General features: G+C 32.3%; 21 protein-coding genes and 2 other annotated features. Of the genes, 5 read left to right on the forward strand and 16 right to left on the reverse strand.

Going from position 1 to position 24,077, the window contains the following annotated elements:
- The first annotated feature begins 93 nt into the window (after positions 1-93).
- Entirely contained in the window at positions 94-1,101 is a 1,008-nt protein-coding gene (locus ACJDUH_RS10145; protein ID WP_406765099.1) for a polysaccharide deacetylase family protein, read from the forward strand.
- A 57-nt stretch (positions 1,102-1,158) separates the two neighbouring features.
- Here ACJDUH_RS10145 and ACJDUH_RS10150 read toward each other — a convergent pair whose 3' ends face one another.
- Positions 1,159-2,724, reverse strand: coding sequence for an FAD-dependent oxidoreductase (locus ACJDUH_RS10150; RefSeq protein ID WP_406765100.1), 1,566 nt, complete (start codon positions 2,722-2,724; stop codon positions 1,159-1,161).
- 250 nt (positions 2,725-2,974) lie between these two features.
- On the opposite strand from ACJDUH_RS10150, the gene ACJDUH_RS10155 reads away from it, so the two are divergent.
- Positions 2,975-4,558: a ClC family H(+)/Cl(-) exchange transporter gene (locus tag ACJDUH_RS10155; protein WP_406765101.1), complete on the forward strand. Its 1,584-nt coding sequence runs from the start codon at positions 2,975-2,977 to the stop codon at positions 4,556-4,558.
- Between the two features lie 40 nt (positions 4,559-4,598).
- On the opposite strand, the gene ACJDUH_RS10160 is transcribed toward ACJDUH_RS10155, so the two are convergent.
- The 5 genes from ACJDUH_RS10160 to ACJDUH_RS10180 all read right to left on the reverse strand — a co-directional run bounded on the left by ACJDUH_RS10160 (position 4,599) and on the right by ACJDUH_RS10180 (position 10,384).
- A complete protein-coding gene (locus ACJDUH_RS10160) occupies positions 4,599-5,393 on the reverse strand; it encodes an ABC transporter ATP-binding protein (RefSeq protein ID WP_406765102.1) in 795 nt (264 codons plus the stop codon).
- Positions 5,359-6,255 (reverse strand): ABC transporter permease, encoded by an 897-nt coding sequence (locus tag ACJDUH_RS10165; protein WP_406765103.1) that lies wholly within the window; start codon positions 6,253-6,255, stop codon positions 5,359-5,361. The genes ACJDUH_RS10160 and ACJDUH_RS10165 overlap by 35 nt, the downstream gene beginning before the upstream one ends.
- Before the next feature lies 1 nt (position 6,256).
- A complete protein-coding gene (locus ACJDUH_RS10170; RefSeq protein WP_406765104.1) occupies positions 6,257-7,261 on the reverse strand; it encodes an ABC transporter substrate-binding protein in 1,005 nt (334 codons plus the stop codon).
- A gap of 295 nt (positions 7,262-7,556) precedes the next feature.
- Positions 7,557-7,973, reverse strand: a complete 417-nt coding sequence (locus tag ACJDUH_RS10175; RefSeq protein WP_406765105.1) for a HutP family protein — start codon at positions 7,971-7,973, stop codon at positions 7,557-7,559.
- A gap of 71 nt (positions 7,974-8,044) precedes the next feature.
- Positions 8,045-10,384, reverse strand: coding sequence for an ATP-dependent DNA helicase (locus ACJDUH_RS10180; protein ID WP_406765106.1), 2,340 nt, complete (start codon positions 10,382-10,384; stop codon positions 8,045-8,047).
- 181 nt (positions 10,385-10,565) lie between these two features.
- On the opposite strand from ACJDUH_RS10180, the gene ACJDUH_RS10185 reads away from it, so the two are divergent.
- The 3 genes from ACJDUH_RS10185 (at position 10,566) to ACJDUH_RS10195 (ending at position 13,645) form a co-directional block, all read left to right on the forward strand.
- Entirely contained in the window at positions 10,566-10,976 is a 411-nt protein-coding gene (locus ACJDUH_RS10185) for a helix-turn-helix domain-containing protein (RefSeq protein ID WP_406765107.1), read from the forward strand.
- Complete coding sequence (locus tag ACJDUH_RS10190) at positions 10,966-12,417, forward strand: MFS transporter (RefSeq protein ID WP_406765108.1); 1,452 nt, start codon at positions 10,966-10,968, stop codon at positions 12,415-12,417. The genes ACJDUH_RS10185 and ACJDUH_RS10190 overlap by 11 nt, the downstream gene beginning before the upstream one ends.
- Positions 12,418-12,481: 64 nt before the next feature.
- Positions 12,482-12,536, forward strand: a sequence feature (sodium ion sensor (DUF1646 type); this cis-regulatory element may regulate processes involved in with the transportation of sodium ions).
- A gap of 86 nt (positions 12,537-12,622) precedes the next feature.
- Positions 12,623-13,645 (forward strand): DUF1646 family protein, encoded by a 1,023-nt coding sequence (locus ACJDUH_RS10195; protein WP_406765109.1) that lies wholly within the window; start codon positions 12,623-12,625, stop codon positions 13,643-13,645.
- A gap of 137 nt (positions 13,646-13,782) precedes the next feature.
- Here the strand turns inward: ACJDUH_RS10195 and mnmA are convergent, their stop codons facing one another.
- The 10 genes from mnmA to sleB all read right to left on the reverse strand — a co-directional run bounded on the left by mnmA (position 13,783) and on the right by sleB (position 23,935).
- Positions 13,783-14,901: a tRNA 2-thiouridine(34) synthase MnmA gene (mnmA, locus tag ACJDUH_RS10200; protein ID WP_406765110.1), complete on the reverse strand. Its 1,119-nt coding sequence runs from the start codon at positions 14,899-14,901 to the stop codon at positions 13,783-13,785.
- A gap of 18 nt (positions 14,902-14,919) precedes the next feature.
- Positions 14,920-15,735 (reverse strand): pyrroline-5-carboxylate reductase, encoded by an 816-nt coding sequence (proC, locus tag ACJDUH_RS10205; RefSeq protein ID WP_406765111.1) that lies wholly within the window; start codon positions 15,733-15,735, stop codon positions 14,920-14,922.
- A 3-nt stretch (positions 15,736-15,738) separates the two neighbouring features.
- Positions 15,739-16,377, reverse strand: coding sequence for an endonuclease III (nth, locus tag ACJDUH_RS10210; protein WP_406765112.1), 639 nt, complete (start codon positions 16,375-16,377; stop codon positions 15,739-15,741).
- A 224-nt stretch (positions 16,378-16,601) separates the two neighbouring features.
- Complete coding sequence (locus tag ACJDUH_RS10215) at positions 16,602-17,558, reverse strand: L-threonine 3-dehydrogenase (RefSeq protein ID WP_406765113.1); 957 nt, start codon at positions 17,556-17,558, stop codon at positions 16,602-16,604.
- Between the two features lie 28 nt (positions 17,559-17,586).
- Positions 17,587-18,780 carry a glycine C-acetyltransferase gene (locus ACJDUH_RS10220; RefSeq protein WP_406765114.1) on the reverse strand — a complete coding sequence of 398 codons (1,194 nt, stop codon included), beginning with the start codon at positions 18,778-18,780 and terminating at the stop codon, positions 17,587-17,589.
- Positions 18,781-19,004: 224 nt separating this feature from the next.
- A complete protein-coding gene (locus ACJDUH_RS10225) occupies positions 19,005-19,706 on the reverse strand; it encodes a lysophospholipid acyltransferase family protein (protein WP_406765115.1) in 702 nt (233 codons plus the stop codon).
- A gap of 37 nt (positions 19,707-19,743) precedes the next feature.
- Positions 19,744-20,727 carry a tRNA epoxyqueuosine(34) reductase QueG gene (gene queG, locus ACJDUH_RS10230; RefSeq protein WP_406765116.1) on the reverse strand — a complete coding sequence of 328 codons (984 nt, stop codon included), beginning with the start codon at positions 20,725-20,727 and terminating at the stop codon, positions 19,744-19,746.
- Between the two features lie 24 nt (positions 20,728-20,751).
- The gene (epsC, locus tag ACJDUH_RS10235) at positions 20,752-21,336 is read right to left on the reverse strand and encodes a serine O-acetyltransferase EpsC (RefSeq protein ID WP_406765117.1); all 585 of its coding nucleotides are present in this window, start codon (positions 21,334-21,336) and stop codon (positions 20,752-20,754) included.
- Positions 21,337-21,532: 196 nt separating this feature from the next.
- On the reverse strand, positions 21,533-22,444 hold the full coding sequence (cysK, locus tag ACJDUH_RS10240) for a cysteine synthase A (protein WP_406765118.1): 912 nt from the start codon (positions 22,442-22,444) through the stop codon (positions 21,533-21,535).
- A 357-nt stretch (positions 22,445-22,801) separates the two neighbouring features.
- Positions 22,802-23,054: a binding site (T-box leader), on the reverse strand.
- 155 nt (positions 23,055-23,209) lie between these two features.
- The gene (sleB, locus tag ACJDUH_RS10245) at positions 23,210-23,935 is read right to left on the reverse strand and encodes a spore cortex-lytic enzyme (RefSeq protein ID WP_406765119.1); all 726 of its coding nucleotides are present in this window, start codon (positions 23,933-23,935) and stop codon (positions 23,210-23,212) included.
- Between the last annotated feature and the right edge of the window lie 142 nt (positions 23,936-24,077).

Raw genomic sequence — 24,077 nt, forward strand, 5'->3', positions numbered from 1 at the left:
TTGATAATGCTTTGAGTAAGCTGAAATACATGCTATGATAAAAGTATAGTATTGATATGTACATTAAACATTGAATATTGGAGGTGGGGAAAAATGAACCGAAACAAAATGTTTATAATAATAGCAAGTATACTAATTCCATCTTTCTTAATTGGCTGTAATCATAATTCAAATCAGACTGTATCAACCTTAAATCAATATTCAATAAATAAATCAACAGACATTAATAAACCTATTGATAATTCTAAATTAGTTGATAACACTAAAAACGAACAATCTGAAGCTACTACAGAAAGGCCAAATACTACTTCTGCAAATGCTGCTTTAGAAAAACCAGTTGCTTCTGAAAATTCTGCTTCTACGCCAAAGGAAATTTCGTCTACGCCTAAGGAAATAACAGATGTAAAGGGTTTAAGTTCGAAGAAAATAGAATGGTCTTGGGCTTATTCCCCTAAAAGTAGTGCTGCTTTATTAACTAAGTATCAGGGCTATGCTTTTGGAGATACCTCTCAAAAATTTATCTATCTTACCTTTGATGAAGGCTATGAAAATGGCTACACTGCCAGTATATTAAATACCTTAAAAGAAAATGATGTTCAAGCTACCTTTTTTGTAACATTACCTTATGTTACAGGATCCTTTAATGGAATTAAAGACTCGGACTTAGTTAGCAGAATGAGCAATGAAGGACATATTATCGGCAATCATTCTGTACATCACAAATCAATGCCTAGTATTACAGATGAAATACAATTTGATGCTGAGTTTACTGGTGTTGAAAGTGCTGTTGCTAAAATTCCAGGAGCAAAGGTATCTAAATTCTTTAGACCTCCTATGGGAGATTTTAGTGAACTATCCTTGTATTATACTCAAAAATTGGGATATAAAACTATATTTTTTTCGTTAGCCTATAAAGATTATGATGTAAATAATCAGCCTGACAAAGAGACTGCAAAGCACTTTCTATTAGCCTCTACAAAACCAGGTATGATTTGCTTACTGCATGCCGAATCTAGAACTAATGCTGAAATATTAGATAGTCTCATAAAGGAATGGAAAAATGAAGGTTATACTTTTAAGACTTTAAATGAATTACCTTAAACATTAAAAAGGGGTATAATTTACCCCTTTATTTTATAGATTACAGCGATTTTCTTTTTAAAAGATATTAGGATCTTTAACATTAGGTCCCTCACTTAATTTATTAAGTGGATTAAAGGCTGGGCCCTCTACATTTTCCCCATCATAATTAAATCTAGAACCATGACAAGGACAATCCCAAGTTTTTTCAGCTTCGTTCCAAACTAATTCACAGCCTAGGTGTGTACAAGTAATGTCAACCATATGCAGCTTTCCATTTTCATCACGAAAAGCACCTATTCTTTCTCCATTAATACTTACCACCTTAGCTTCACCCTTATTTACTTCAACGTCTTTTGGAACAGCAGCAAGTTTCCCTCCTATAAGCTTTTCAGCAACATCAAGGTTTTCTTTAACAAGCTTTGCTCCAGAGGCTATAATATCAAATCTTGATGGATCATATACTGATGACCATGGACTATTACCTTTTATTATTAAATCAGTTAATATGGAAGCTGCAGCTGTACCGTTAGTCATACCCCACTTTCCAAAACCTGTAGCTACAAATATATTATTAGTTTTAGAGGTTAAGTTTCCAACATAGGGTACACCATCTGCTGTCATACAGTCTTGAGTTGACCATCTATATAATATGTCCTCTACCTGAAAGTTATCTTTTGCAAAGGTAGCTAATGTTTCATAATGCCTATTAGTGTTTTTCTCGCTTCCTGTTTTATGGTGTTCGCCGCCAACAAGCACTATTTCTCCATCTTCATAATTTTGCGAACGTAGTGATCTACCTGGATCCTCAGCAGATATAAACATCCCTTCTGTAAATTTTTCTTTAAGTCTAACAGCTACCACATAGGATTTTTCAACATACATTCTTGCGAAATACATGCCTAAGCCATCATAAAAGGGAAAATGTGAAGCTATTATTATTTTTGGTGCCTTTACTTTTTTACCATTATTAGTTTTTAGGGTGCAAGTATCTCCCTCTTCAATATCGACTATCTTTGTATGTTCAAAAATGTGACTCTCATTACCTGGAATTTCATCTGCTAGAACCTCTAAATACTTTAAAGGGTGAAACCTAGCTTGATTATCAAATTTTATAGCAGCCTTTACGTCAAAGGGTAAAGGTACCTTATTTAAATATGATGCTGTTATACCTAATTTAGAAGCAGCACTTGCTTCTTTTTCAATTTTATCAATATACTCCTCAGATTGAGTATATACAAAAGCATGGCTCCAGCTAAAATCGCAATCTATATTCTTTTCTTTAACTAAATTTGCTATAAAATGAATAGCTTTCTCATTTGCTTCTGCATACTGCCTTGCCTTTTCTTCTCCAAATTTTGTTATTAATTTGTTATAGATTAGATTATGTTGTGATGTAATTTTGGCAGTAGTATGACCAGTAGCTCCATGCATAATTTTATTAGCCTCTAATATTGCTACCTTAAGCCCTTTAGCTTTCAGTAAGAATGCTGAAGTAATACCTACTATACCACCTCCAACAATTGCCACATCCACATTTATATCCTCTTTTAAAGCAGGATAGTCTTTTTTTTGGGTGGAAGCAAGCCAATAAGGCTCATGAATACATGAAAGTACATCTAAATTATTATTTGAATTTTCCATAAGTATCCTCCTTGGATTTTCAACATCATATCTAAAAAAATAATCATTACACTTTAGGTTCTTCTACTTATAGAAAAATATGTATAATTAGTTTAGTAATCTCTAAAATTTAATAAAGTTTAGAATTAAGTTATTTTGTTCTGTGAAAAATTAATACTAGATCTCATAAATTTGATTCTAATAATTTATAAGCTTATAATAGGTAAGGTGTTAAAAATGTAACGGAATTACAAAGAGGTGTTTTAATTATATGGAGCAAGGCAATAAAAATAATACCTATAATACTATATTTCATTTCCACAGCTTCAAACTTAAACTTATGCTTGAAGGAATATTAGTTGGTGTTCTTTCTGGATTATTAATTGTATTTTATAGAGTAACCTTAGAAAAGGCTGAAGAATTAAGAATAGAGCTTTCTTCTTTGCAGCTTAAAAATTATTGGCTGATTCCTCTTTGGTTTTTGTTTCTATTAATTGGAGCTTACATAGTTGGAATACTCATAACGAAGGAACCAATGATCTGTGGAAGCGGAATTCCACAAGTTGAAGCCGTACTTTTAAAAAAATTAAAGATGAATTGGCTTCCTGTAATTATAAAAAAATTTATTGGCGGTGTCATATCAATTGGAGCAGGCCTATCTTTAGGTAGAGAAGGCCCCTCAATCCAGCTTGGAGCTGCTGTAGGGCAAGGCTTCAGTAGAGTTTTTAAAAGAATAAAGATTGAAGAAAAATATCTTATTACAAGTGGTGCGAGTGCTGGACTAGCAGCTGCCTTTAATGCACCATTAGCAGGTGTAATGTTCTCTTTAGAAGAAGTACATAAAAACTTTTCACCATTAGTACTTTTATCAGCAATGTCTGCCTCCTTAAGTGCAGATTTTGTTTCTAAATATTTTTTTGGTTTAAAGCCTGTTTTTAACTTTCAGCATATTTCTCCACTTCCCTTAGGTAGCTATGGATACATTATTATTCTTGGAGTTATAGTTGGTGTATTAGGAGTAATATATAATAGTGTATTATTAAAAACTCAAAATTTATATGATAAAATTGCCTTTCTTCCTGTTAAATTTAGACCTATGCTTCCTTTCTTAATTGCTGGAATTTTAGGCTTAATACTTCCAGAAGTACTTGGTGGAGGGCACCAAATTATAGATTCTTTAATAAATGGAAGTTTTACAATTAGAATGTTATTGATTATTTTATTTGCTAAATTTGCTTTTTCAATGATTAGTTATGGTTCAGGGGCACCGGGAGGTATATTTTTCCCTCTCTTAGTGTTAGGAGCGTTAACTGGTGCAATTTATGGAAATATATTAGTTCATTTATTTAACTTCAACCCTAATTTTATTAATAATTTTATAATACTTGCTATGGCAGGGTACTTTACAGCAATTGTAAGAGCTCCAATTACAGGAAGTATACTTATAACTGAAATGACAGGTTCCTTCTCACATTTGCTATCCTTAACTGTAATTTCTTTAGTGGCATACACTATTGCTGGAATGTTAAATTCAGAACCTATATATGAATCTTTACTCTACAGGCTTTTAAAGAACAATGGAAAATATGAATTTGTGGGAGACAGTAAAAATAAAATTATATTAGAAGTGCCTATCATCTTAGATTCAGAAATGGATAATAAAATGATTAAGGATTTAAAACTACCTTCTGAATGTCTTCTTGTAGGGGTTAAAAGAGGAGAGAAAGAAATTATACCAAAGGGAAATACAGTTCTTTATTCTGGTGATTATTTGCTTGTTCTAGTAAATGAAAATAAAGCTGCAGCAACTCATGATTTACTCTTAAAAATGAGCAGCAACCCAAAAATATTATAATAAAATGGGGGCTGTTATAAAACAATCCCCATTTTAATTTTTATGATAGCAGCATTCTGTCGCTAATAAAATTCATTCCTTGTGCCTTATCAAAGTTTTCAATTAAATTATCTACAGTTAACTTCTCCTTTTCCTTGCCCCTTAAATCTAAAATAATATCTCCCCTGTGCATCATTATTATTCTATTCCCAATTTTAACAGCATTGTTTAAATTATGTGTAACCATTAGTGTTGTAATATTATTTTCTTTTACCATTTTTTCTGTTAAATCCAATATAATTTCTGTTGCTTTCGGGTCTAGGGCTGCTGTGTGCTCATCTAACAATAGGAGCTCTGGCTTATTCATTACTGCAATTAGAAGGCAGAGTGCCTGCCTTTGGCCTCCAGATAATAAGCCTACCTTTGTATTTAATTTATCTTCTAGTCCTAAGTTTAATTGAGCTAGCTTTTCTTTAAACATATTTATATTCTTTTTAGATATGCAGAAGGAAAGGTCAAATGCTTTACCCTTATTAAATGCTAAAGATAGATTCTCAATTATACTTAAATTTAAAGCTATTCCCTTTGAGGTATCCTGAAACACCCTTCCTATATATTTTGATCGTTTATACTCAGGAAGTTTTTCAATATTTTTATTATTAATAGTAATATAGCCGCTATCCTCTTTTAATGTTCCTGCTATAATATTTAGAAAAGTTGATTTTCCTGCCCCATTGCTTCCTATTAATGTAATAAAGTCCCCCTTATTAACCTCTATGTTAAGGCCTTGAAATACTTTATTTTCATTTGTTGTGTTTTGATTAAATATTTTGCAGAGATTCTCTATTTTCAGCAACCTTTTCACCTCCAAGCACTGATTTCTTTTTAAAGCCAAAACTAAAATTATTTAGTGAAAGTGCTGCAACTACTATAACTGCAGTCATGAGTTTTAAATCAGTAGGCGCTAAGCCTAGCTTTAATGCAAATGCTATAGCTGCCTTATACAAAATGGAACCAAATATAGCCATTGTAGATGCCTTAATGAAGTCAACTTTTTTAAGTATTGATTCGCCCATTATAACAGCAGCCAGTCCCATAACCACAGTGCCTGTACCCATATTAACATCAGAAAAGCCTTGGTATTGAGCCATCATGGCTCCGGACAGTGCAACTAATCCATTAGATATAACAAGTCCAAGTATTTTTAGATTATCTTTATTAAGGCCAAGAAGAGTAACCATTTGCTCATTATCCCCTGTAGCTATTAGGGCGTAACCTATTTTAGTTTTTAAAAATAAATCTAAAATTATTTTTACAAAAATTGAAATTGCTATTATTATTACTATTGGTGCTAATTGACCTGAAAAAATTGTATTTTTTTCAAATAAGGGCACATTGGATTTAGACATAATTCTCAAATTTATAGAGTAAAGCCCTATCATTACTAGAATTCCAGATAAAAGATTACTAATTTTAAATTTTACATGTAAAAGTCCTGTTATAGCTCCACCAGCTCCACCAGAAATAAAAGCTAATATGCAGCTTAAAAAAGGATTTAAATTTTTCATTAGGCAAAGTGCAGCAACAGCAGCCCCTAAAGGAAAGGTACCGTCTACTGAAAGGTCCGGAAAATCCAATATCCTATAAGTAATATAAACACCTAAGGCAACAATGGAAAAAATAAAACCTTGCTCTAGCACGCTGATAAAAATGTCCATTCTATTTAACTCCCCCTGTAATTTTTTCCGCTTTACTGTTTATATCCTCAGGAATTGTAATATTCAGTTTCTTCGCAGCGTCAGTATTTATTACAGTCTGCATTTCAGAAGAGGTTACTATTGGTACGTCCTTAGGAGATTTCCCATTTATTATATCTACAGCCATTAAGCCAGTTTGAAACCCAAGTTTATTGTAGTCTATACCTGTTGTAGCAAGTGCTCCATTGGTCACATGACCCTTTTCTGCACCAATAACTGGTATTTTCTTACTGTAGCATTGATTAGTTATTAGAGGCAAGGAAGAAGCTACCATGTTATCAGTTGGTATATATAAAACATCTATATTCATAAGAATTGAACTTAAAGCTTGAGGTATTTCATTAACATTAGTAACCCCTGCAGTAACCACTTGGAGATCAAAATTAGGTGCAGCCTTTTTTAAACCTTCTAATTGAACCTCTGAATTGCTTTCACTTGTATTATAGATTACCCCCACCCTTTTGCTTTTTGGGATAAGCTTCTTAAGAAGCTCTAGTTGTTTTTCAATAGGAACATTATCTGAGGTGCCAGTTACATTTGTGTCAGATTTTTCTAGGCTTTTTGCAAGACCAGCTTTTACAGGATCAGTTACTGCTGTTATAACAATAGGAATATCCTTAGTTGCATTAAAGGCTGCCTGAGCTGAAGGAGTTGCAATAGCTAAGATTAAATTCTCTTTATTTGAAACAAAATTCTGAGCTATTGTCTGAGTTGTAGCCATATCACCTTGAGCATTTTCATAGTCTACCTTTAAGTTTTTACCTTCTTCATAACCTTTAGATTTAAGTGCCTCAAGGAAGCCTTTTCTGGCTGAATCCAGTGCTGGATGCTCAGCTATTTGGGTGATCCCAATTTTTATCACCTTTGTATTAGAATTGTTTGAAGCTGCTTGTGAACTTGAGCAAGCTCCTAGAAGTGATGCTGTTAACACTACCATTAACAGCGTTTGAATTTTTTTACCTACCATACTACCATCCTCCAAAAATTAAAAAATAATATATTTTATTTTCTAATAGTTTTAGTGAAATAATAAAAGCTCCCCATAAGGAGAGCTTGCATCACAAAAAAGCCATCAGAAAAATAAATTTCTTAAGCAAAATATCTCCTACAAAAACTACTATTCTACAATTTTAAATTTCCTGTCTAAAGCTAATTCTTCCAAACTACTTACTGAACGATCAGTAACCTACAAAATATATGTTAGTATTTTACCATAGCACATAAGTAAATTCAATATAAATTTACATTAATTTTGAAATCTTTTATAAATCTGGTATGGAGCGATGTGCAAGGCCTATTGCTAAATCGTTCAAATGAAGCTCCCCAATACTCATAAAAATAGCTACGCTTAAATGTTCTCCACTTCTGGCAATACCTATTTTCCCGCCAACATTTAGGCCATTTGCTTTTAGTGATACTTGCATTATAGCTTCTCTAGCAGCACCTACAATAGCCCCATCGTGTACGTGACAGTCTTTTATAATTCCACTTCTCTTAGCAGCTACTAAAGCTCTTTCCATTATCTTAGGAATAGAATTAATCAAATTACCACCAACATCAACTGCAACTGTCAAAATACCTTTTTCTTTAAATTTACTTTCTAATACTTTTTCCTCTTCTCTTGAAGATATGGCCATTTCAATTGAGGCCTTTGCAACAACTATACTATCAATAACCATAAAAAACCTCCTGTTATTACTCTATTGTACATAACAATTATCAATTGTTATGACTCTTAATTCATTTATTCTTACCAAAACTCATCCAATACTTTAGTTATTGAACTTAATTCTTTACTAACTTTTATAGGTCTCCATTCAGTAGGAAAGAGCCTTCTATACACATTGTTAGAAAACCTTTCATCAATTAATAGTACAACTCCTCTATCATTCTCGGTTCTTATTACCCTTCCAACAGCCTGCAATACCTTATTCATTCCCGGATAAACATAGGCATATTCGAAACCTAACCCCTTAATTTCATTAAAATAGTCTTTAATAATATTTCTCTCAAGACATATTTGGGGCAGCCCTACTCCAACAATTACAGCTCCAGATAATTTATCTCCAGTTAGATCTATTCCTTCTCCAAACATGCCGCCCATAACTGCAAAGGCAGCCATTGTGCTTTCATTGTTTTCAGAAAAACTATCTAAAAATGTTTCTTTTTCTTCTTCTGTCATTCCTGGATTTTGAATAATTACTTCAATCTCTTCATTAATAGACTTAAATCTATTATATACTTCATTCATATATTGATAAGAAGGAAAGAATATTAAATAATTGCCCTGTTTGCCACTAATTACACTGTTAATCGCTTCACTAATTTTGTCGTAGGTAAATTCTCTGTCCTTATATTTTGTAGAGGTCCTACTATCAAGCATAAGGCATAAATTTTCTTTAGGGAATGGAGATGCAAGTCTTATTCGATAACTTTTTTCATCCCCGCCAAGTACAGACATAAAATAATCCATTGGACTTAAGGTTGCAGAAAATAAAATCGCCGCCTTACCCTTCTTCATACACTCCTTTAATAAATAAGATGGATCCAAGCAGAACATCTTAATAATAACATCATTATTCTTTTTTTCAACATAAGTTATAAATTTTTCATCATAATATTCTGCTACTCTTAAAAAAGCATAAAACTTAAAATATAAATCCAGTATATCATCATTACCATCAGAATTCTTATGTTCTAATAGGTATTTCTCAGCAGTCCCTAAAAATTCTGTAAGTATTCCATATAGCTCTTTTGGTGCTTCCTTTTGAATAAAATATGTATTTTCTTCTTCACACTTTTTCCTATATTCTATAAATATTGAGTTTATTTTATTTAAGCCTTTACTTAAGCTTGGCGATACTGTTTTCAATTTCTTTTTTAAATCCAATATTGATTTTTTTGATAGCTCACTAGAAAACATCTCACGTGCCCTGTCAACTAAGTTATGGGCTTCATCTATTAAAAAGACATACTCACCGCCTTTATCTAAAAAAAATCTTTTTAAATTTGCACTAGGATCAAAAACATAGTTATAATCGCAAATTATACAATCAGAGAAGTTAGATAAATCTAAAGAAAATTCGAAGGGACATACTCTATGTTTTCTTGAATATTCTTCAATTACTTCTCTTGTAAAAAAATCTTCAGAAAAGATATCCTCAAGTGCTGTTTTAACCCTATCATAATGTCCTTTAGCATATTCACAGGTTTCTGAATTGCATTCAGCCTTTTCTTTAAAGCATATTTTTTCTTTTGCAGTCAAAGTTAGGGACTTTATTCTAAGCCCATTTTCTGAAAGGCTTCCTAATGCTTTTTCAGCTATGGTCCTTGTAATAGTTTTTGCTGTTAAATAAAATATTTTAGTTATATGCCCTTCTTCTAAAGCTTTTAGACTGGGGAAGATGGTAGCCATGGTTTTACCTATCCCAGTTGGAGCCTGGGCAAACAGTTTATTACCTTCCTTTACTGTTTTATAAACAGCTACCGCAAATTCTCTTTGTCCTTTTCTATAAAAAGGGAAAGGAAAATCAAGTTTTTTTATTGCCTCATTACGTCTAATATTCCAACTGCTTAAAAGTTTGGCCCAATAAAAATATTGTTCCACCAGTTCACTGAAAAAACCTTGTAAATCTGTTATATTGAAATTCCTTAAGAATTTTTTAGTGTTTTTCTCCTCTAAATTATAATAAGTAAGTTGAATATTAATATTTTGAATTGAATTTTGCATGGAATAGATATATCCATAGCACTTAGCTTGCGCCCAATGCAGAACATTATGTTCTTCTTCTATTAGCTTTAAATCTTGTGTAGTGGTTTTAATTTCATCTATTATTACTTCCTTATCATTAACATAAAGTCCATCAATTCTTCCACCAACTTCTAATAAAATATCCTCACTTTCCACAACAAAACTTAATGGAACTTCTTTTGTAAAGCCTTCTCCATAGGATTTTTGAATAAGTTGATGAGCCTTAATTGCATCTAAATTTCTTGAACTTCCTGTAAAGCCTGATACTATATCCCCATTCATTAGAACGAATTCTACCAAGTCCCTTACAGAAACCTTAATTTTCTGTTTTTCTTCCATAGCAGGGAGTTTACTCCTTTTTAAGCTTATTTATATAAAAATAAACAATTAAAATTAGCATTATCTTATCTAATATGCTATCATTATTTTTTGTTTTGGTCACTAATTATTTAAATTTTATATCGTTAACCTTGACGTTAAGGTTATATTGATATAAAATAATTACTTGGAGGTAATGAGCATGGATGAAAAGTTTTATCACATTGAAGATGTAGCAAAAATAACTGGATTTACAAAAAGAACACTTAGATATTATGAGGATATTGGACTTATTAAACCTTCAAGAACAGAATCATCTTATAGATTATATTCAGAAGAAGATATAAAAAATATTACAAGAATTAAAGCTTTAAAATCAATTCTTGGATTTTCACTTCTTGAAATAAAAGAAACCTTTAATCTTGAATTAGATTTAAAGAAAATACTATGTAAAGATATAAAAGATGATGCTTTGATAAAAAATTCAATTGAACTTATAAAACATCAAATAGAACTAATTGAAGAAAAAGAACAATCCTTAAAAAAAGTAAAAGAAACTTATAAAGAAATTTTGACAAAAGTTGAAATGCTAGGAGGAAAAGATGAAAAATGATAATTATAAATGGATAGCCTTATCCTGTACCACAGTAGGTGCACTATTTTCAGTTTTAAGCGGAAGTACACTGATGATTGCACTTCCAGTTATAATGAAAGATTTAAATGCAAGTATGAATATTGTTACCTGGACTATAATGGGTTATATGCTTGTAATGACAATACTTGTACCTGCTATAGGCAGAATGGCTGATATGTTTGGAAGAAAAAAACTTTATGTTACAGGCTTTGCTATCTTTACATTGTCTTCATTTCTCTGTTCGCTTTCTCAAACAGGGCTGCAGCTATTATTGTTTAGGTTAGTACAAGCTGTAGGAGGGTCCTTAATGGTAGCTAACAGTACTGCAATAGTTACTGATGCCTTTCCAAAAAGAGAGCTAGGTAAGGCTCTTGGAATCAACAGTATGATAATCAGTATAGCATCTATTGCTGGACCAATTCTTGGTGGATTTTTAATAAATGTAGGCTGGAGATATATTTTTTATATAAATATTCCCATAGGTATAGTAGGAACACTATGGGCTTTCATGCAATTAAAAGAAACAAAATTAATATCTGAAAAGCAGAAATTTGATATAAAAGGTACTCTTGCTTTTACTACTGGAATGCTTTCTTTATTAATAGCTTTATCTATGGGAGGATTCATCGGTTGGTTTAATATTTACGTTATTGCCTTATTTATTATTTCAGTAATATTCATTTCTTTATTTGTTAAAATTGAAAATAGTACTGAGCAGCCAATGCTGGATTTAAGGCTTTTAAAGACAAGAGTCTTAGCCTTTGCTTACGGAAGCACCTTTTTAAACGGAGTAGCAAGAGGAGCTGTTACCTTCTTACTAATATTCTTCTTTCAAGGCATTAAAGGAATAGATCCTATTATAGCAGGAATGCTTTTAGCCCCAATGGCTGTTTCTATGATGGTGGTTTCACCAATAAGCGGGTATCTTTCAGATAAATATGGTTCAAGACATTTAAGTTCCATTGGTTTATTTATATCTGCTATAGGTCTTGCCGGTATGATGTTTATCACTTCTAAAACCTCAACCACTGAACTTATGATATGGATGCTTATAATGGGAGTTGGCTCAGGCATGTTCTTTTCTCCAAATACCAGTGCTATAATGAGTATGGTACCTGCAGATAAAAGAGGTATTGCAGCAGGTATTAGAACAATGATGAACAACGCTGGTACTGTTTTAAGTATAGCTTTATCTATGGCCATAATATCTTCAAGTATTTCACCAGATGCTATGCAGGCACTGTTTATTGGAACACAGGTTGGTTCACAAGGCATAGCTATTAATCAATTTATATCAGGCTTAAGAATGGCATTTACTTTATCCTTTGTCTTTAGCATAATAGCTGCTTTTATATCTTACCTAAGAGGGCCTCATGTAAATTGGGAGGAAACAGAAGAAATACAGGAAGAATTAGTTTAATTATTCCAAGTTGACCTTTATCCTTAAATTTACTATAATATTATTATAAGTTTATATGTATTTCGGTTGGGCAAACTTAGTTTGCTTTCAAGAGAATTTAGTTTCTGGGGTGGGAAGCTCTTAATTGAGTTTCCCGCTTTTTTTGTGCCCTTTTTTATTTATTAGCTAAGAAATATATGTAAATTAAAAATTGGAGGTAGTAATTATGATTACAGTGTTAATAATTATACTAATCTTAACCTTTATCTTACCATTAACATTTAAGACCATAGAGCATAATATAGAATTTTTTCTTTTCATAATGGGTATAGGTGCTGCTGCAAGCTCGGGAATAATTTCCAAGCAGTTAATACTACACATACTTGAAAATAATTTTCTTTATGCCATAACGGCTACAGTTTTCGTTATAGGTTTTTTATTTAAAGCTTTAGCATATAAATTAGAAAATATGATCAATAAAGTAATAAAACTTATTCCCTTAAGATTATTTGTATTTTTATTAGTTTTTATATTAGGTTTGTTATCTAGTGTCATAACAGCTATGGTGGCGGCGCTTATTCTAGTAGAAATTATTATACTGCTTCCTATTGATAGAAAAAGCAAAGTGAATTTAAATATAATTGCCTGCTTTTCCATTGGCCTAGGAGCCGCACTGACACCCATTGGCGAACCTGTTGCAACTATAGTAATCTCTAAATTAAATGCAGACTTTTTCTATTTATTTAAAGAATTGAGCTTATATGTAGTTATAGGTATTATATTATTGAGCATATTAGCTGCATTTTCTATTAAAAATAATAATAATTTTTCTCCTACTGAAATTGAAAAAATAACCCAAGATACAAACATAGACATAGCTTTTAGAGCTATAAAAATATTTATTTTTGTTATAGCTCTTGAACTTTTAGGTTCAGGTTTCAAGCCAATAATAGATACTTACGTAATTGGTTTAGATAGCAAAATTTTATATTGGGGAAATACAATTTCTGCAATACTAGATAATGCCACACTTGCTTCTGCAGAAATTAGTCCGCAAATGAATGCAGAACAAATCAAAGCTATTATGCTAGGTCTTCTTTTAAGCGGTGGTATGCTTATACCTGGAAATATACCTAATATAATATCTGCTGGAAAACTAAAGATAAAAAGCAGTGAGTGGATTAAGCTTGGTGTTCCATTAGGGCTATTTATGCTTAGCGGATTTTATGTAATATTATTTATTATTTGATATAGCAAAAAGTAAAGATACTGAACATTAGGTGAGATGCTAATGTACTGAGGGAATTTAGGAGTTCCCTCAGTAATCACTGTTTTCCACCTTAATCAGTATCAATAAACATGGAGGTTATTTTATTTTATTTCAGCTTAATTCATATCATTTGGATCTTTATAAATTGAATGGATTATCCCTCCACCTAAGCAAGCTTCTCCCTCATAAAATACTACTGCCTGCCCTGGAGTTACAGCCCTTTGCGGCTTATCAAATACTACAGTACATTTATTATTACCCTTCATAATTACTGTTACCCCTTGATCTGGCTGTCTGTATCTAAACTTTGCTGTGCATTTAAAGGTTCCAGTTGGAGATGTGTCACTAACCCAGCTTAAATCATCTGCTTCTAAACCATAAGAATATATTGCCGGATGGTCATCTCCTTGTACTACGTATAAAATATTCTTCTTCAAGTCCTTCTCTGCTACAAACCAAGGTTCGCCATTTCCTTCACCTGTTCCGCCAATACCTAGGCCTTTTCTCTGACCTAAGGTATAGTACATAAGACCATCATGCTTTCCAATTACTTTGCCATCAAAGGTCATTATATCTCCAGACTTAGATGGAAGGTAATTAGCTAAGAATTTATGAAAATTTCTCTCTCCGATAAAGCAAATTCCTGTACTGTCCTTTTTTGTTGCTGTTTTAAGACCATATTTTAGTGCTATTTCTCTAACTTCTGGCTTAGTTAAATGCCCAACTGGAAACATTGCCTTTGAAAGCTGATGCTGCTTTAACATACATAGAAAATATGTTTGATCCTTATTGCCATCTACTGCTCTAAGCATTTTATATTCACCGTTATCATAACCTATTTGTGCATAATGACCTGTAGCCAAATAGTCAGCGCCTATTTTCATAGCATAATCTAAAAATGCCTTAAATTTTATTTCCTTATTACACATAACATCTGGATTCGGAGTTCTTCCTTTTTTATATTCCTCTAAGAAATAAGTAAAAACCCTATCCCAATATTCCTTCACAAAGTTCACAGTATAATATGGGATACCTATTTCATCACAAACTCTTCTTACATCATCATAGTCCTCTGTTGCCGTGCATGCTCCATTTTCATCTTTTTCATCCCAGTTCTTCATGAATATGCCTATTACATTATAGCCCTGCTCTTTTAATAAAAGTGCTGCAACAGAGGAATCCACTCCTCCTGACATACCAACAACAACTGTTGTATCCTTTGGTTCTTTATTCATTTATCTTAACAACCTTTCTTAACCGTTATTCTTTGACATTCCAACAGTCTTATCTGTACATGCCTTCATTGCATCAATTACTGTTCCTCTAAAATTATTTTTTTCTAAAGAGTACACCGCTTCAATTGTTGTTCCTCCAGGTGAACATACATTATCTTTTAGTGCTCCAGGATGCTGCCCAGATTCTAATACCATCTTAGCAGCTCCAAGTACAGCCTGTGCCGCAAATTTATATGCCTTTTCTCTTGGAATTCCATCTCTAACAGCACCATCAGCTAAAGCTTCTATGAACATATAAACATAGGCTGGAGAAGAGCCGCTAACTGCTGGAATATAATCCATCAGTCTTTCTTCAATAACTTCTGCCTTACCAAATGAGTTATAAACTTCTATAACCTCATTAAGTTCTTCTTTACTAACCTTAATATTTGAGCAAAGTGCACTCATACCCTCCCCTACCATTGCTGGAGTATTAGGCATTGTTCTTACTACCTTTACTTCATTGCCAAAAGCCTTTTCCATAAAAGCAATTGAGATTCCTGCTGCAATAGTAATTATCACAGCATCTTTTTTTACCACATTCTTTATTTCCTCGATAACAGAAGGATAGATATGGGGTTTTACAGCTAATATTAATATATCTGAAAATGCTGCTACTTCCTTATTGTCATGTGTAGTTAATATTCCGAATTTTTCTTTAGTGATATTTAAATTTTTATCCCCACTGTTGCTTCCCATAATATCTTCTTTTGGGACTATATTTGATTTTACTATACCGCCAATCATAGCTTGAGCCATATTTCCACAGCCTATAAATCCAATTCTTTTATTCATAATCTATTTTTCCTTTCCTAAGTTATATTCACAATAAGGAGCCAGAACACATTCTTCACAATTGGGCTTTCTTGCATGGCATACCTTTCGGCCGTGCCAAATTATATAATGATGTGCATCACTCCACATTTTTTTAGGTATATTTTTCATAAGTCCTTGTTCAACTTCTTCCGGGGTTTTTCCTTTTGCAAGACCTAATCTATTTGAAACTCTAAACACGTGAGTATCCACAGCAATTGCAGGGACTCCATAGGCATTTGATAGTACAACATTTGCCGTTTTCCTACCTACACCAGGAAGCTCAATTAGTTCCTCCATAGTCCTTGGAACCTGTCCCTGATATTTTAACAAAATTTCTTGGGTCGTTCCGAGAATATTTTTAGCCTTATTTTTATAAAAGCCGCAGCTTTTAACTTTTTCACAAAGTTCTTCTAAGCTTAAGGTAATCATTTTTTCAGGAGTGTTGTACTCTTTAAAAAGCTCACTGGTTACTATATTTACTCTATCATCAGTGCATTGTGCACTTAAGATAGTTGCTACTAATAATTCATAAGGAGAATTAAAGTTTAATGCACATTTTGCCTCTGGGTAATTCTCCTTCAATAACCTTAGTATATTAGTTATTCTTTCCTTTTTATTCATTTTTCTCACCTTGCTTTATATTTTAGAATAACAACAAGAAAAAACTTTTGTCGAATTAATTATATCAAATAAAGGTCTAAATTTATAGAGTTAAATATTTACCCCTAACACAGTATATCCTAATTCATATTTTATCCAAGAATTAATTTCATATAAAATAGGGTGTTAATAAAAATTAATCCCTTATAAACAAGTGCTTATAAGGGATTTTAAACTTTTTTAAATTATTTTATATTCAATTTAACTCTTAATTTTTCAAGCATATCTGTTGTCATAGAAGCTAAGTCGTATTTAGAACTGAAGCCCCATTCAGCCTTTGCAGCACTGCTGTCAATAGAATTTGGCCAAGAATCTGCTATTGCCTGTCTTACTGGGTCAACTTCATAGCTCATTTCAAAGCTTGGTATATGCTTCTTAATTTCAGCAGCTATTTGTGATGGTTCAAAGCTCATGGCAGATATATTAAATGCATTTCTGTGAACTAACTTTGAAGGATCAGCTTCTAGTAAAGTTACTATTGCATTTAAGGCATCTGGCATATACATCATATCCATGTAAGTTCCTTCACCTATAAAGGAAGTATACTTGCCGCTCTTTAATGCCTCATAATATATATCTACAGCGTAATCAGTAGTTCCTCCGCCGCATGGAGTTACATAGGAAATTAGTCCTGGGAATCTTACTCCTCTTGTATCAACACCAAATCTTTTGAAGTAGTAATCACAAAGTAGTTCTCCTGAAACCTTAGTTACCCCGTACATAGTTTGTGGTCTTTGTATTGTATCTTGTGGTGTTTTGTCCTTAGGTGTAGATGGTCCAAAAGCACCAATTGAACTTGGAGTAAAGAACTTTGTATTTAGTTCTCTAGCTACTTCTAACGCATTAAATAATCCACCCATATTAATTTCCCAAGCAAGCACTGGCTTTGCTTCAGCAACTGCTGATAAAAGTGCTGCAAGATGAACTATAGTATCTACGTTATGCTTTTTTGCAACTTCAGCCATCTTCTTAGGATCTAAAACATCTAATATTTCAAAAGGACCGGATTCAACTGCTTCGTTTCCTTCTATTCTTCTAATATCACTTGCTATAACATTATCTGCTCCGTACACGTTTCTCATATGCATTGTAAGTTCTGAGCCTATTTGTCCTAATGCACCTGTTACAAGTATTTTTTTCATAATGACCCTCCCTATTCCTCGATGTGTTCTATATAATTCCTAGTCTCTTTCCAACTCTTTCATATGCAGCTAATGCTTCATCAAGCATTTCCTTTGTATGAGCTGCTGTAGGCATATTTCTTACTCTTGCAGTTCCAAGTGGAACAGTTGGGAAAACTATTGATTTTGCATAAACCCCTTCTTTAAAGAGCTCTCTGCTGAATTCTTGAGCCTTATCAGCCTCTCCTATAATACATGGAGTTATTGGAGTCTCACTATGTCCTATATTAAAGCCTAATTCCTTTAAGCCCTTCTTTAAATAGTTTCCATTTTCCCATACCTTTTTAACTAAATCATCATTTTCAGTTAATATATTTATGGCTTCAAGGATTGCAGCTGCTGAGCCAGGAGTCATTGAAGTTGAGAACAAGAAAGGTCTAGCTCTAACCTTTAACCAGTCAATTAAATCCTTTGATCCGGCTACATATCCACCAACTACTCCAAAAGCCTTTGAAAGTGTTCCGATTTGAAAATCTATTTTACCTACTAAATCATGATGTGTAGCAGACCCGCTTCCATGCCATCCTAAAACTCCTGAAGCATGTGCATCATCAACATAAGTAATTAAATCAAATTCTTCAGCTATTTCAACTATTTCTGGAAGAGGAGCTATATCTCCATCCATTGAAAATACACCATCTGTTATAACCATTATCTTTTCGTATAATCCAGATTCTTTAGCTTCTTTTGCCCTATTTCTTAAATCCACCATATCAGCATGTTCAAATCTTATAATTTTAGCACCTGATAATCTGCAGCCATCTATAATTGAAGCATGATTAAGAGAGTCAGATAAAATTGCATCTTTCTTAGTCATTACTGCTGAAATAGCACCCATATTACAATTAAAACCTGACTGGAAAACTATAACTGCTTCTGTATGCTTAAATTTTGCAAGTTTTTCTTCTAGTTCATCATGTATATCTAAAGTACCGTTAATTGTTCTAACAGCACCTGCTCCAACTCCATATTTTTCAGTAGCTTTAATGGAAGCATCTATCATTCTTTTGTTTCCAGCTAAGCCCAAATAGTTATTTGAAGATAGATTAACTAGTCTTTTTCCTCTAATCTCAATAACTGGTCCATTTCCACCAACTACTGTGTCTATTACATTGTACAAACCTTTACTTCTTAAATCCTCTAAATTTTCTGTTAAGTATTTTTGTAATGCTTTACTTCCCATGGTTTTACTCCTCCTTACTATTTTACCTCAAAGTATAGTAATTTTTTAACCAACAACTATAGTATATAAAAATGAAACAAATTTTGCAACTGGTAATTTTAATGATGGATTAGTGTCATTTGACATACACTATATAATATTCTTGTTATTTTTTAATAATCCTTCATTATACATAATATTTTAAATAAACTTTTAAAAAAAATACAGCGTACAAGCTGTATTTTTTATTTATATACTCCTCTATAGCTTTCTGGAATAAGGGTAGAAATTCCCTGCATTAAGGTAGTTAAAGCCCTATTTTCATATGATGCTTTGTCTTCTCCCTCTTCCCTTTCCTCAAGTGTCATTTGCTTGCCTATTGTTAAACCTATTTTTGCATGATGAAAACTTTCAGCCGCCATATCACCAATATCATTAATAGGTAAAAATTTTTCTGTCCCATAAATTCCTATAGGAATTATAGGGGCTTTTGTAACTCTTGCAATAAGCAAAAGACCCTTCTTTGCTTCAATCATGCTTCCGCTTCTGCTTCTTGTTCCCTCTGGGAAAAGAAGTATATTGCCGCCCATTTTCACAATATTAATAATCTTAGTAAGTCCGTCTTTATCTGCACTATTCGGCTTAAGTACTGTTGTTTTAACAAGCCTCACTCCAATATTTGTTGTTGAATTTTGAGTAAGTTTAATTCCTGCAACATAAGTAACATCATGATCTTTTAAAATCTTGTCTAAAATAAGAGCATCAGAATTACTTAAATGATTGCAAATGAATATTACAGGTTTTTTAATATTATTTAAATTTTCAAGTCCCTTTATTTCTAGAGTCGTATATTTTTTTATAATAATATTTACTATTTTTCTAGATACAACGTTTACTAAACCTTCAGGTAAATAATCTAATAGCTTTGTAATCTTAGGAGATATCAAAGCACCTCTCCACCTTTCATAAATGAATCTATATATATTATAAGTGGAATGTATTTAAAAGTCTATGGTAATAATCTAGAACATAAGGGGAGTTTATAGACTTTGCTTCAATATTTATGTCATTTTTTATGTTAAATAAATTAATTAAGGCATTTCTTTTAAGAATATTCTTACCCCTCCAGCCACAGGAGGTTAAGGCATATTTCTCTTTAAAGATTTTATTATCTATATTAATAAGCTCATGAATGCTTACATTTTTCATATGTTCAAAAGGTCTTAAAGCTTCAATTTTTGATTTATCTATTCTTTTATTAAAGGGACATACATTTTGACAGCTGTCGCAGCCAAAAATTCTTCCCTCTAGTTTATTAAACCAGATGTCATCAATATCTTTCTTTTGTGTAATATAAGATAAACATATATTAGGCATGCTTTTAAATTTATTTATTGATTTTGTTGGACAAGTGTCAAAACATAAAGTACATGCTCCACATTTTTGTTCCATTGGCTTATCTGGATTAAGCTTTATATCTGTGATTATTTCTCCTAGAAAGACAAAGGATCCATATTTTTCAGTAATAAGCATATTATTTTTTCCAATAAAACCAATACCACTTAAATAAGCAATATATCTTTCTGGTAGAGGATTGCTATCTACAAAGTAAACTGCTTTTCCCCCTAATAATTCTATAAATTTGCATATTTCATTTAGATAACTTGATATAACAAAATGATAATCCTTACCCCAGGTATATTTTGAAAAATAAACAGCATTCTTCTGCTCCTCATAATCAAATAAATAGGGGAAAGCAATAGAGATAATGGTTTTGCCATTTTCTAATTGAAGCTTAGGATTAATTCTTTTTTCCATGTCCTTTTCTTCAAATTCATTTTCTATATTATTTATCTTTCTATTTTCTAAAAAAGGTCTTAATTCATTAAAAGTTCTGCATTCACAAAACCCAACAGTATCAATTCCTAATTTATTACAAAAATCAATTATGCTATCTTTATAATCCATAAGTTTCACCTTATAATAAATTTGTTAAATAACCATTTCATTATATATCTTCTGCTTTCTTCCCATGTAATCTTTAATCTCTATAATTGAGTTTGGTTTAACTAATTTTATACGAGCAGGTACTCCTACTGCAGTAGAGTTTGCTGGTACATCCTTAAGAACAACAGCACTAGCTCCTATTTTTACATTATTACCAATATAAATAGGTCCAAGTATCTTAGCTCCTGCCCCTATTATTACATTATTTCCTACTGTAGGGTGCCTTTTTCCCTTTTCTTTGCCTGTACCGCCGAGAGTAACCCCGTGATATAAAGTGACATTGTCTCCTATTTCTGAGGTTTCTCCAATAACAACTCCCATTCCATGATCAATAAAAAGTCCCTTACCAATTTTAGCACCTGGATGAATTTCTATTCCTGTAATGAATCTGCTTAACTGAGATATAAATCTTGCAAGAAAATATCTTTTTTTATTATATAACTTATGAGCTATTCTATGAAAAATTATAGCCTGCATACTAGGATATAATAAAAGTACTTCAAGCTTACCCTTTGCAGCTGGATCATTTTTCATTATATTATCTATATCATATCTTATATTTTTAAACATATAAATACCCCCCTTTCTTTAAATTAATAATTATTTGTGTTAATAATAGTAACGATATTTGATCATGATGAATTATAAATGTAGGATTTTTTCCTTAGGAAAACTATAATCTTTGAATGAATTTTTTTGCTTAGCAAAAAAATTCATTCTTAATTCTTAATTGTTAATTATGATTAAAATGTGTTGAAAACACTTTTTAATCATAAAGTCCCATTGATATATATTTCTCTCCACCATCTGGGGCTACAGTTACTATTTTCTTCCCTTTTCCAAGTTCCTTTGCAAGCTTAATTGCAACTGCTACATTTGCTCCTGAAGAAATTCCTATTAATATTCCTTCTTCTCTTGCAACAAGTCTTGCTGCTTCAAAGGCTTCTTCTTCTGTTACAGTTAGTACTTTATCTACAACTTCTATATTATAGATGTCTGGTATAAAGCCAGCCCCTATACCTTGAATCTTATGTGAGCCTGGCTGTCCTCCTGATAAAACTGGTGACTTTTCTGGCTCAACAGCTAATACCATAACTTCTGGTTTTAATTCTTTAAGTCTCTTACCTACTCCTGATATAGTTCCACCAGTTCCTACTCCTGCTATAAACATATTTAAATCATTTACGTCTTTAACAATTTCTTCAGCTGTAGTTGCATAATGCTTATTAGGATTTGCTACATTTGTGAACTGTTGTGGTATAAAATAGCCCTTTTGTCCTTCAGCTATTTCAATTGCTTTAGCAATTGCGCCCTTCATGCCTTTAGCACCTTCAGTAAGCACAAGTTCAGCGCCATAGGCCCTTATTAAGCTTCTTCTTTCAATGCTCATAGTTTCCGGCATAACAATTATTACTCTATAGCCTTTTAATTTACCTATCATAGCTAAAGCTATACCAGTGTTACCGCTAGTTGGTTCAACAATAGTATCTCCTTTTTTTAAAAGCCCAAGTTCCTCTGCTTTTTCAATCATTCCTAAAGCTGCTCTATCCTTTACACTTCCAGCTGGATTTTGTTTTTCTAATTTCAAATAGATTTCAGCCATATCTTCATTTACTATGTTGTTTAATTTTAATATTGGTGTATTTCCTACCATTTCTAAAGCATTATTAAATATCATTTTAATTCCTCCTTTTAGTCGGAACACTGAGTAGTTTAGGACTACTCGCTCCCGCTCGCAAAACTACTCGTTAAAGCCCATTTAGGGCTTTAACCTCCTTTTAGTCGGAACACAGGGTAATTTAACCCATTCGCTCCGCTTACAAATTACCCGCAAAAGCCAATTTATGGCTTTTGCCTCCTTAATTCAGTACTCAGCTATTATAAATTACTGAATCCCCTGTATTCTTTTTTTGAACGTAAAGATCATTAAAATTTACGCTGCTAAATAATTTAATTTATAAATTTTAATTATTATTTTATATAATGTGCACTTTTATATAAAATAATAAATAAAAAAACTCCGCCTCTTATAATAATAAGAGACGAAGTATATACTCCGCGGTTCCACTCTAATTGGATAAAATCCCACTTTAAATCAAGCACAATCATGCTCTATCACTATAACGGGTGAATCCGATGACTTCTACTTTATAAATACAAAGTATTTATAGTTCGATTCATAACTCCAAAGGGCACTTCTCTTAAATTTATTCATAAAAGTCCTCTCAGCTATGGACCTTCTCTCTGTATGTTCCATTTAAGTTACTTTCCTTCTTCACTGCATTTCCGACTGTTTTACTATGATATCTATATTTTTATTATATACTCTTTTAGGTAATTGTCAACCCTTTAATATATTAAAGTTTAAATTTTTTCATAAAATTTAAACTTTTTAAATTTTAATTCAAGATATTCATACTGTATAAATCAGATGTTCTTTCTTTTAGCTGCAAAATCTATGACTTCCAATAATTTTAATTAGAGGTCTCGACCATATCCAAGCACTTGTAGCTGTAGCAGGATTAAAATAATAAAGTGCACCTCCTGAAGGATCCCATCCGTTAAGGGCATCTCTTGCAGCCTTTATTGAAGAAGTTTCTAGCTGAGCATTTATCTGGCCATCAACAATAGCTGTAAATGCTCCAGGCTGATAGATTACTCCTGCTATGGTGCTTGGAAATCTTGAATCTCTTGTTCTATTCATTATAACGGCTCCAACAGCTACTTGACCTTCATAGGGCTCTCCTCTGGCTTCACCATTTATAAGCCTTGCAAGCAGCATTACATCGTTACTATTGGTGTTGTCATTACTGTTGTTGCTTGAAGTATTTGTACCAGTACTATACTGCCCAGCATTTATACCTAATGCATTTAAGGTATTGTCTCCTGCTATTCCATCTACATTTAGTCCATTTACAGACTGAAAGCTTCTTACCGCTAAATAAGTACCATAGCCATATATTCCATCCAAACCTCCATTATAATATCCCCAAGCCTTTAATCTTCTTTGAATTTCAACAACTATATTCCCCCGTGAACCCCACTTATAACTAACTGCGCCAACTGGATTCTTCAATGGGTAAAAATAGTTAGAAGAAATAAAGTATGTACACATGATTACAACTAAATACAAGGCTATTTTTTTAAAACTAAAAACTTTCTTAATCATTAAAGCACCTCCTATTCCCTGGTGAAAAATATCAGGAATGATTTTTTTAAATAGGTATGCTTATTTTGTGCTTTTTTTCTAAATTAATGCACTACAAAATATAAAACCCTGGTAGTATTTAAACTACCAGGGCATAATACAA

Origin of the sequence: Candidatus Clostridium radicumherbarum (genome assembly GCF_045310525.1) — a bacterium.
Taxonomy (GTDB): domain Bacteria; phylum Bacillota; class Clostridia; order Clostridiales; family Clostridiaceae; genus Clostridium_AT; species Clostridium_AT radicumherbarum.

Coding starts and splice junctions, on each gene's coding strand:
- ACJDUH_RS10145 (WP_406765099.1), top strand. CDS start 94: ATGAACCGAAACAAAATGTTTATAATAATAGCAAGTATACTAATTCCA.
- ACJDUH_RS10150 (WP_406765100.1), bottom strand. CDS start 2,724: ATGGAAAATTCAAATAATAATTTAGATGTACTTTCATGTATTCATGAG.
- ACJDUH_RS10155 (WP_406765101.1), top strand. CDS start 2,975: ATGGAGCAAGGCAATAAAAATAATACCTATAATACTATATTTCATTTC.
- ACJDUH_RS10165 (WP_406765103.1), bottom strand. CDS start 6,255: ATGGACATTTTTATCAGCGTGCTAGAGCAAGGTTTTATTTTTTCCATT.
- ACJDUH_RS10170 (WP_406765104.1), bottom strand. CDS start 7,261: ATGGTAGGTAAAAAAATTCAAACGCTGTTAATGGTAGTGTTAACAGCA.
- ACJDUH_RS10175 (WP_406765105.1), bottom strand. CDS start 7,973: ATGGTTATTGATAGTATAGTTGTTGCAAAGGCCTCAATTGAAATGGCC.
- ACJDUH_RS10180 (WP_406765106.1), bottom strand. CDS start 10,384: ATGGAAGAAAAACAGAAAATTAAGGTTTCTGTAAGGGACTTGGTAGAA.
- ACJDUH_RS10185 (WP_406765107.1), top strand. CDS start 10,566: ATGGATGAAAAGTTTTATCACATTGAAGATGTAGCAAAAATAACTGGA.
- ACJDUH_RS10190 (WP_406765108.1), top strand. CDS start 10,966: ATGAAAAATGATAATTATAAATGGATAGCCTTATCCTGTACCACAGTA.
- ACJDUH_RS10195 (WP_406765109.1), top strand. CDS start 12,623: ATGATTACAGTGTTAATAATTATACTAATCTTAACCTTTATCTTACCA.
- mnmA (WP_406765110.1), bottom strand. CDS start 14,901: ATGAATAAAGAACCAAAGGATACAACAGTTGTTGTTGGTATGTCAGGA.
- proC (WP_406765111.1), bottom strand. CDS start 15,735: ATGAATAAAAGAATTGGATTTATAGGCTGTGGAAATATGGCTCAAGCT.
- nth (WP_406765112.1), bottom strand. CDS start 16,377: ATGAATAAAAAGGAAAGAATAACTAATATACTAAGGTTATTGAAGGAG.
- ACJDUH_RS10215 (WP_406765113.1), bottom strand. CDS start 17,558: ATGAAAAAAATACTTGTAACAGGTGCATTAGGACAAATAGGCTCAGAA.
- ACJDUH_RS10220 (WP_406765114.1), bottom strand. CDS start 18,780: ATGGGAAGTAAAGCATTACAAAAATACTTAACAGAAAATTTAGAGGAT.
- queG (WP_406765116.1), bottom strand. CDS start 20,727: ATGGATTATAAAGATAGCATAATTGATTTTTGTAATAAATTAGGAATT.
- epsC (WP_406765117.1), bottom strand. CDS start 21,336: ATGTTTAAAAATATAAGATATGATATAGATAATATAATGAAAAATGAT.
- cysK (WP_406765118.1), bottom strand. CDS start 22,444: ATGATATTTAATAATGCTTTAGAAATGGTAGGAAATACACCAATATTA.
- sleB (WP_406765119.1), bottom strand. CDS start 23,935: ATGATTAAGAAAGTTTTTAGTTTTAAAAAAATAGCCTTGTATTTAGTT.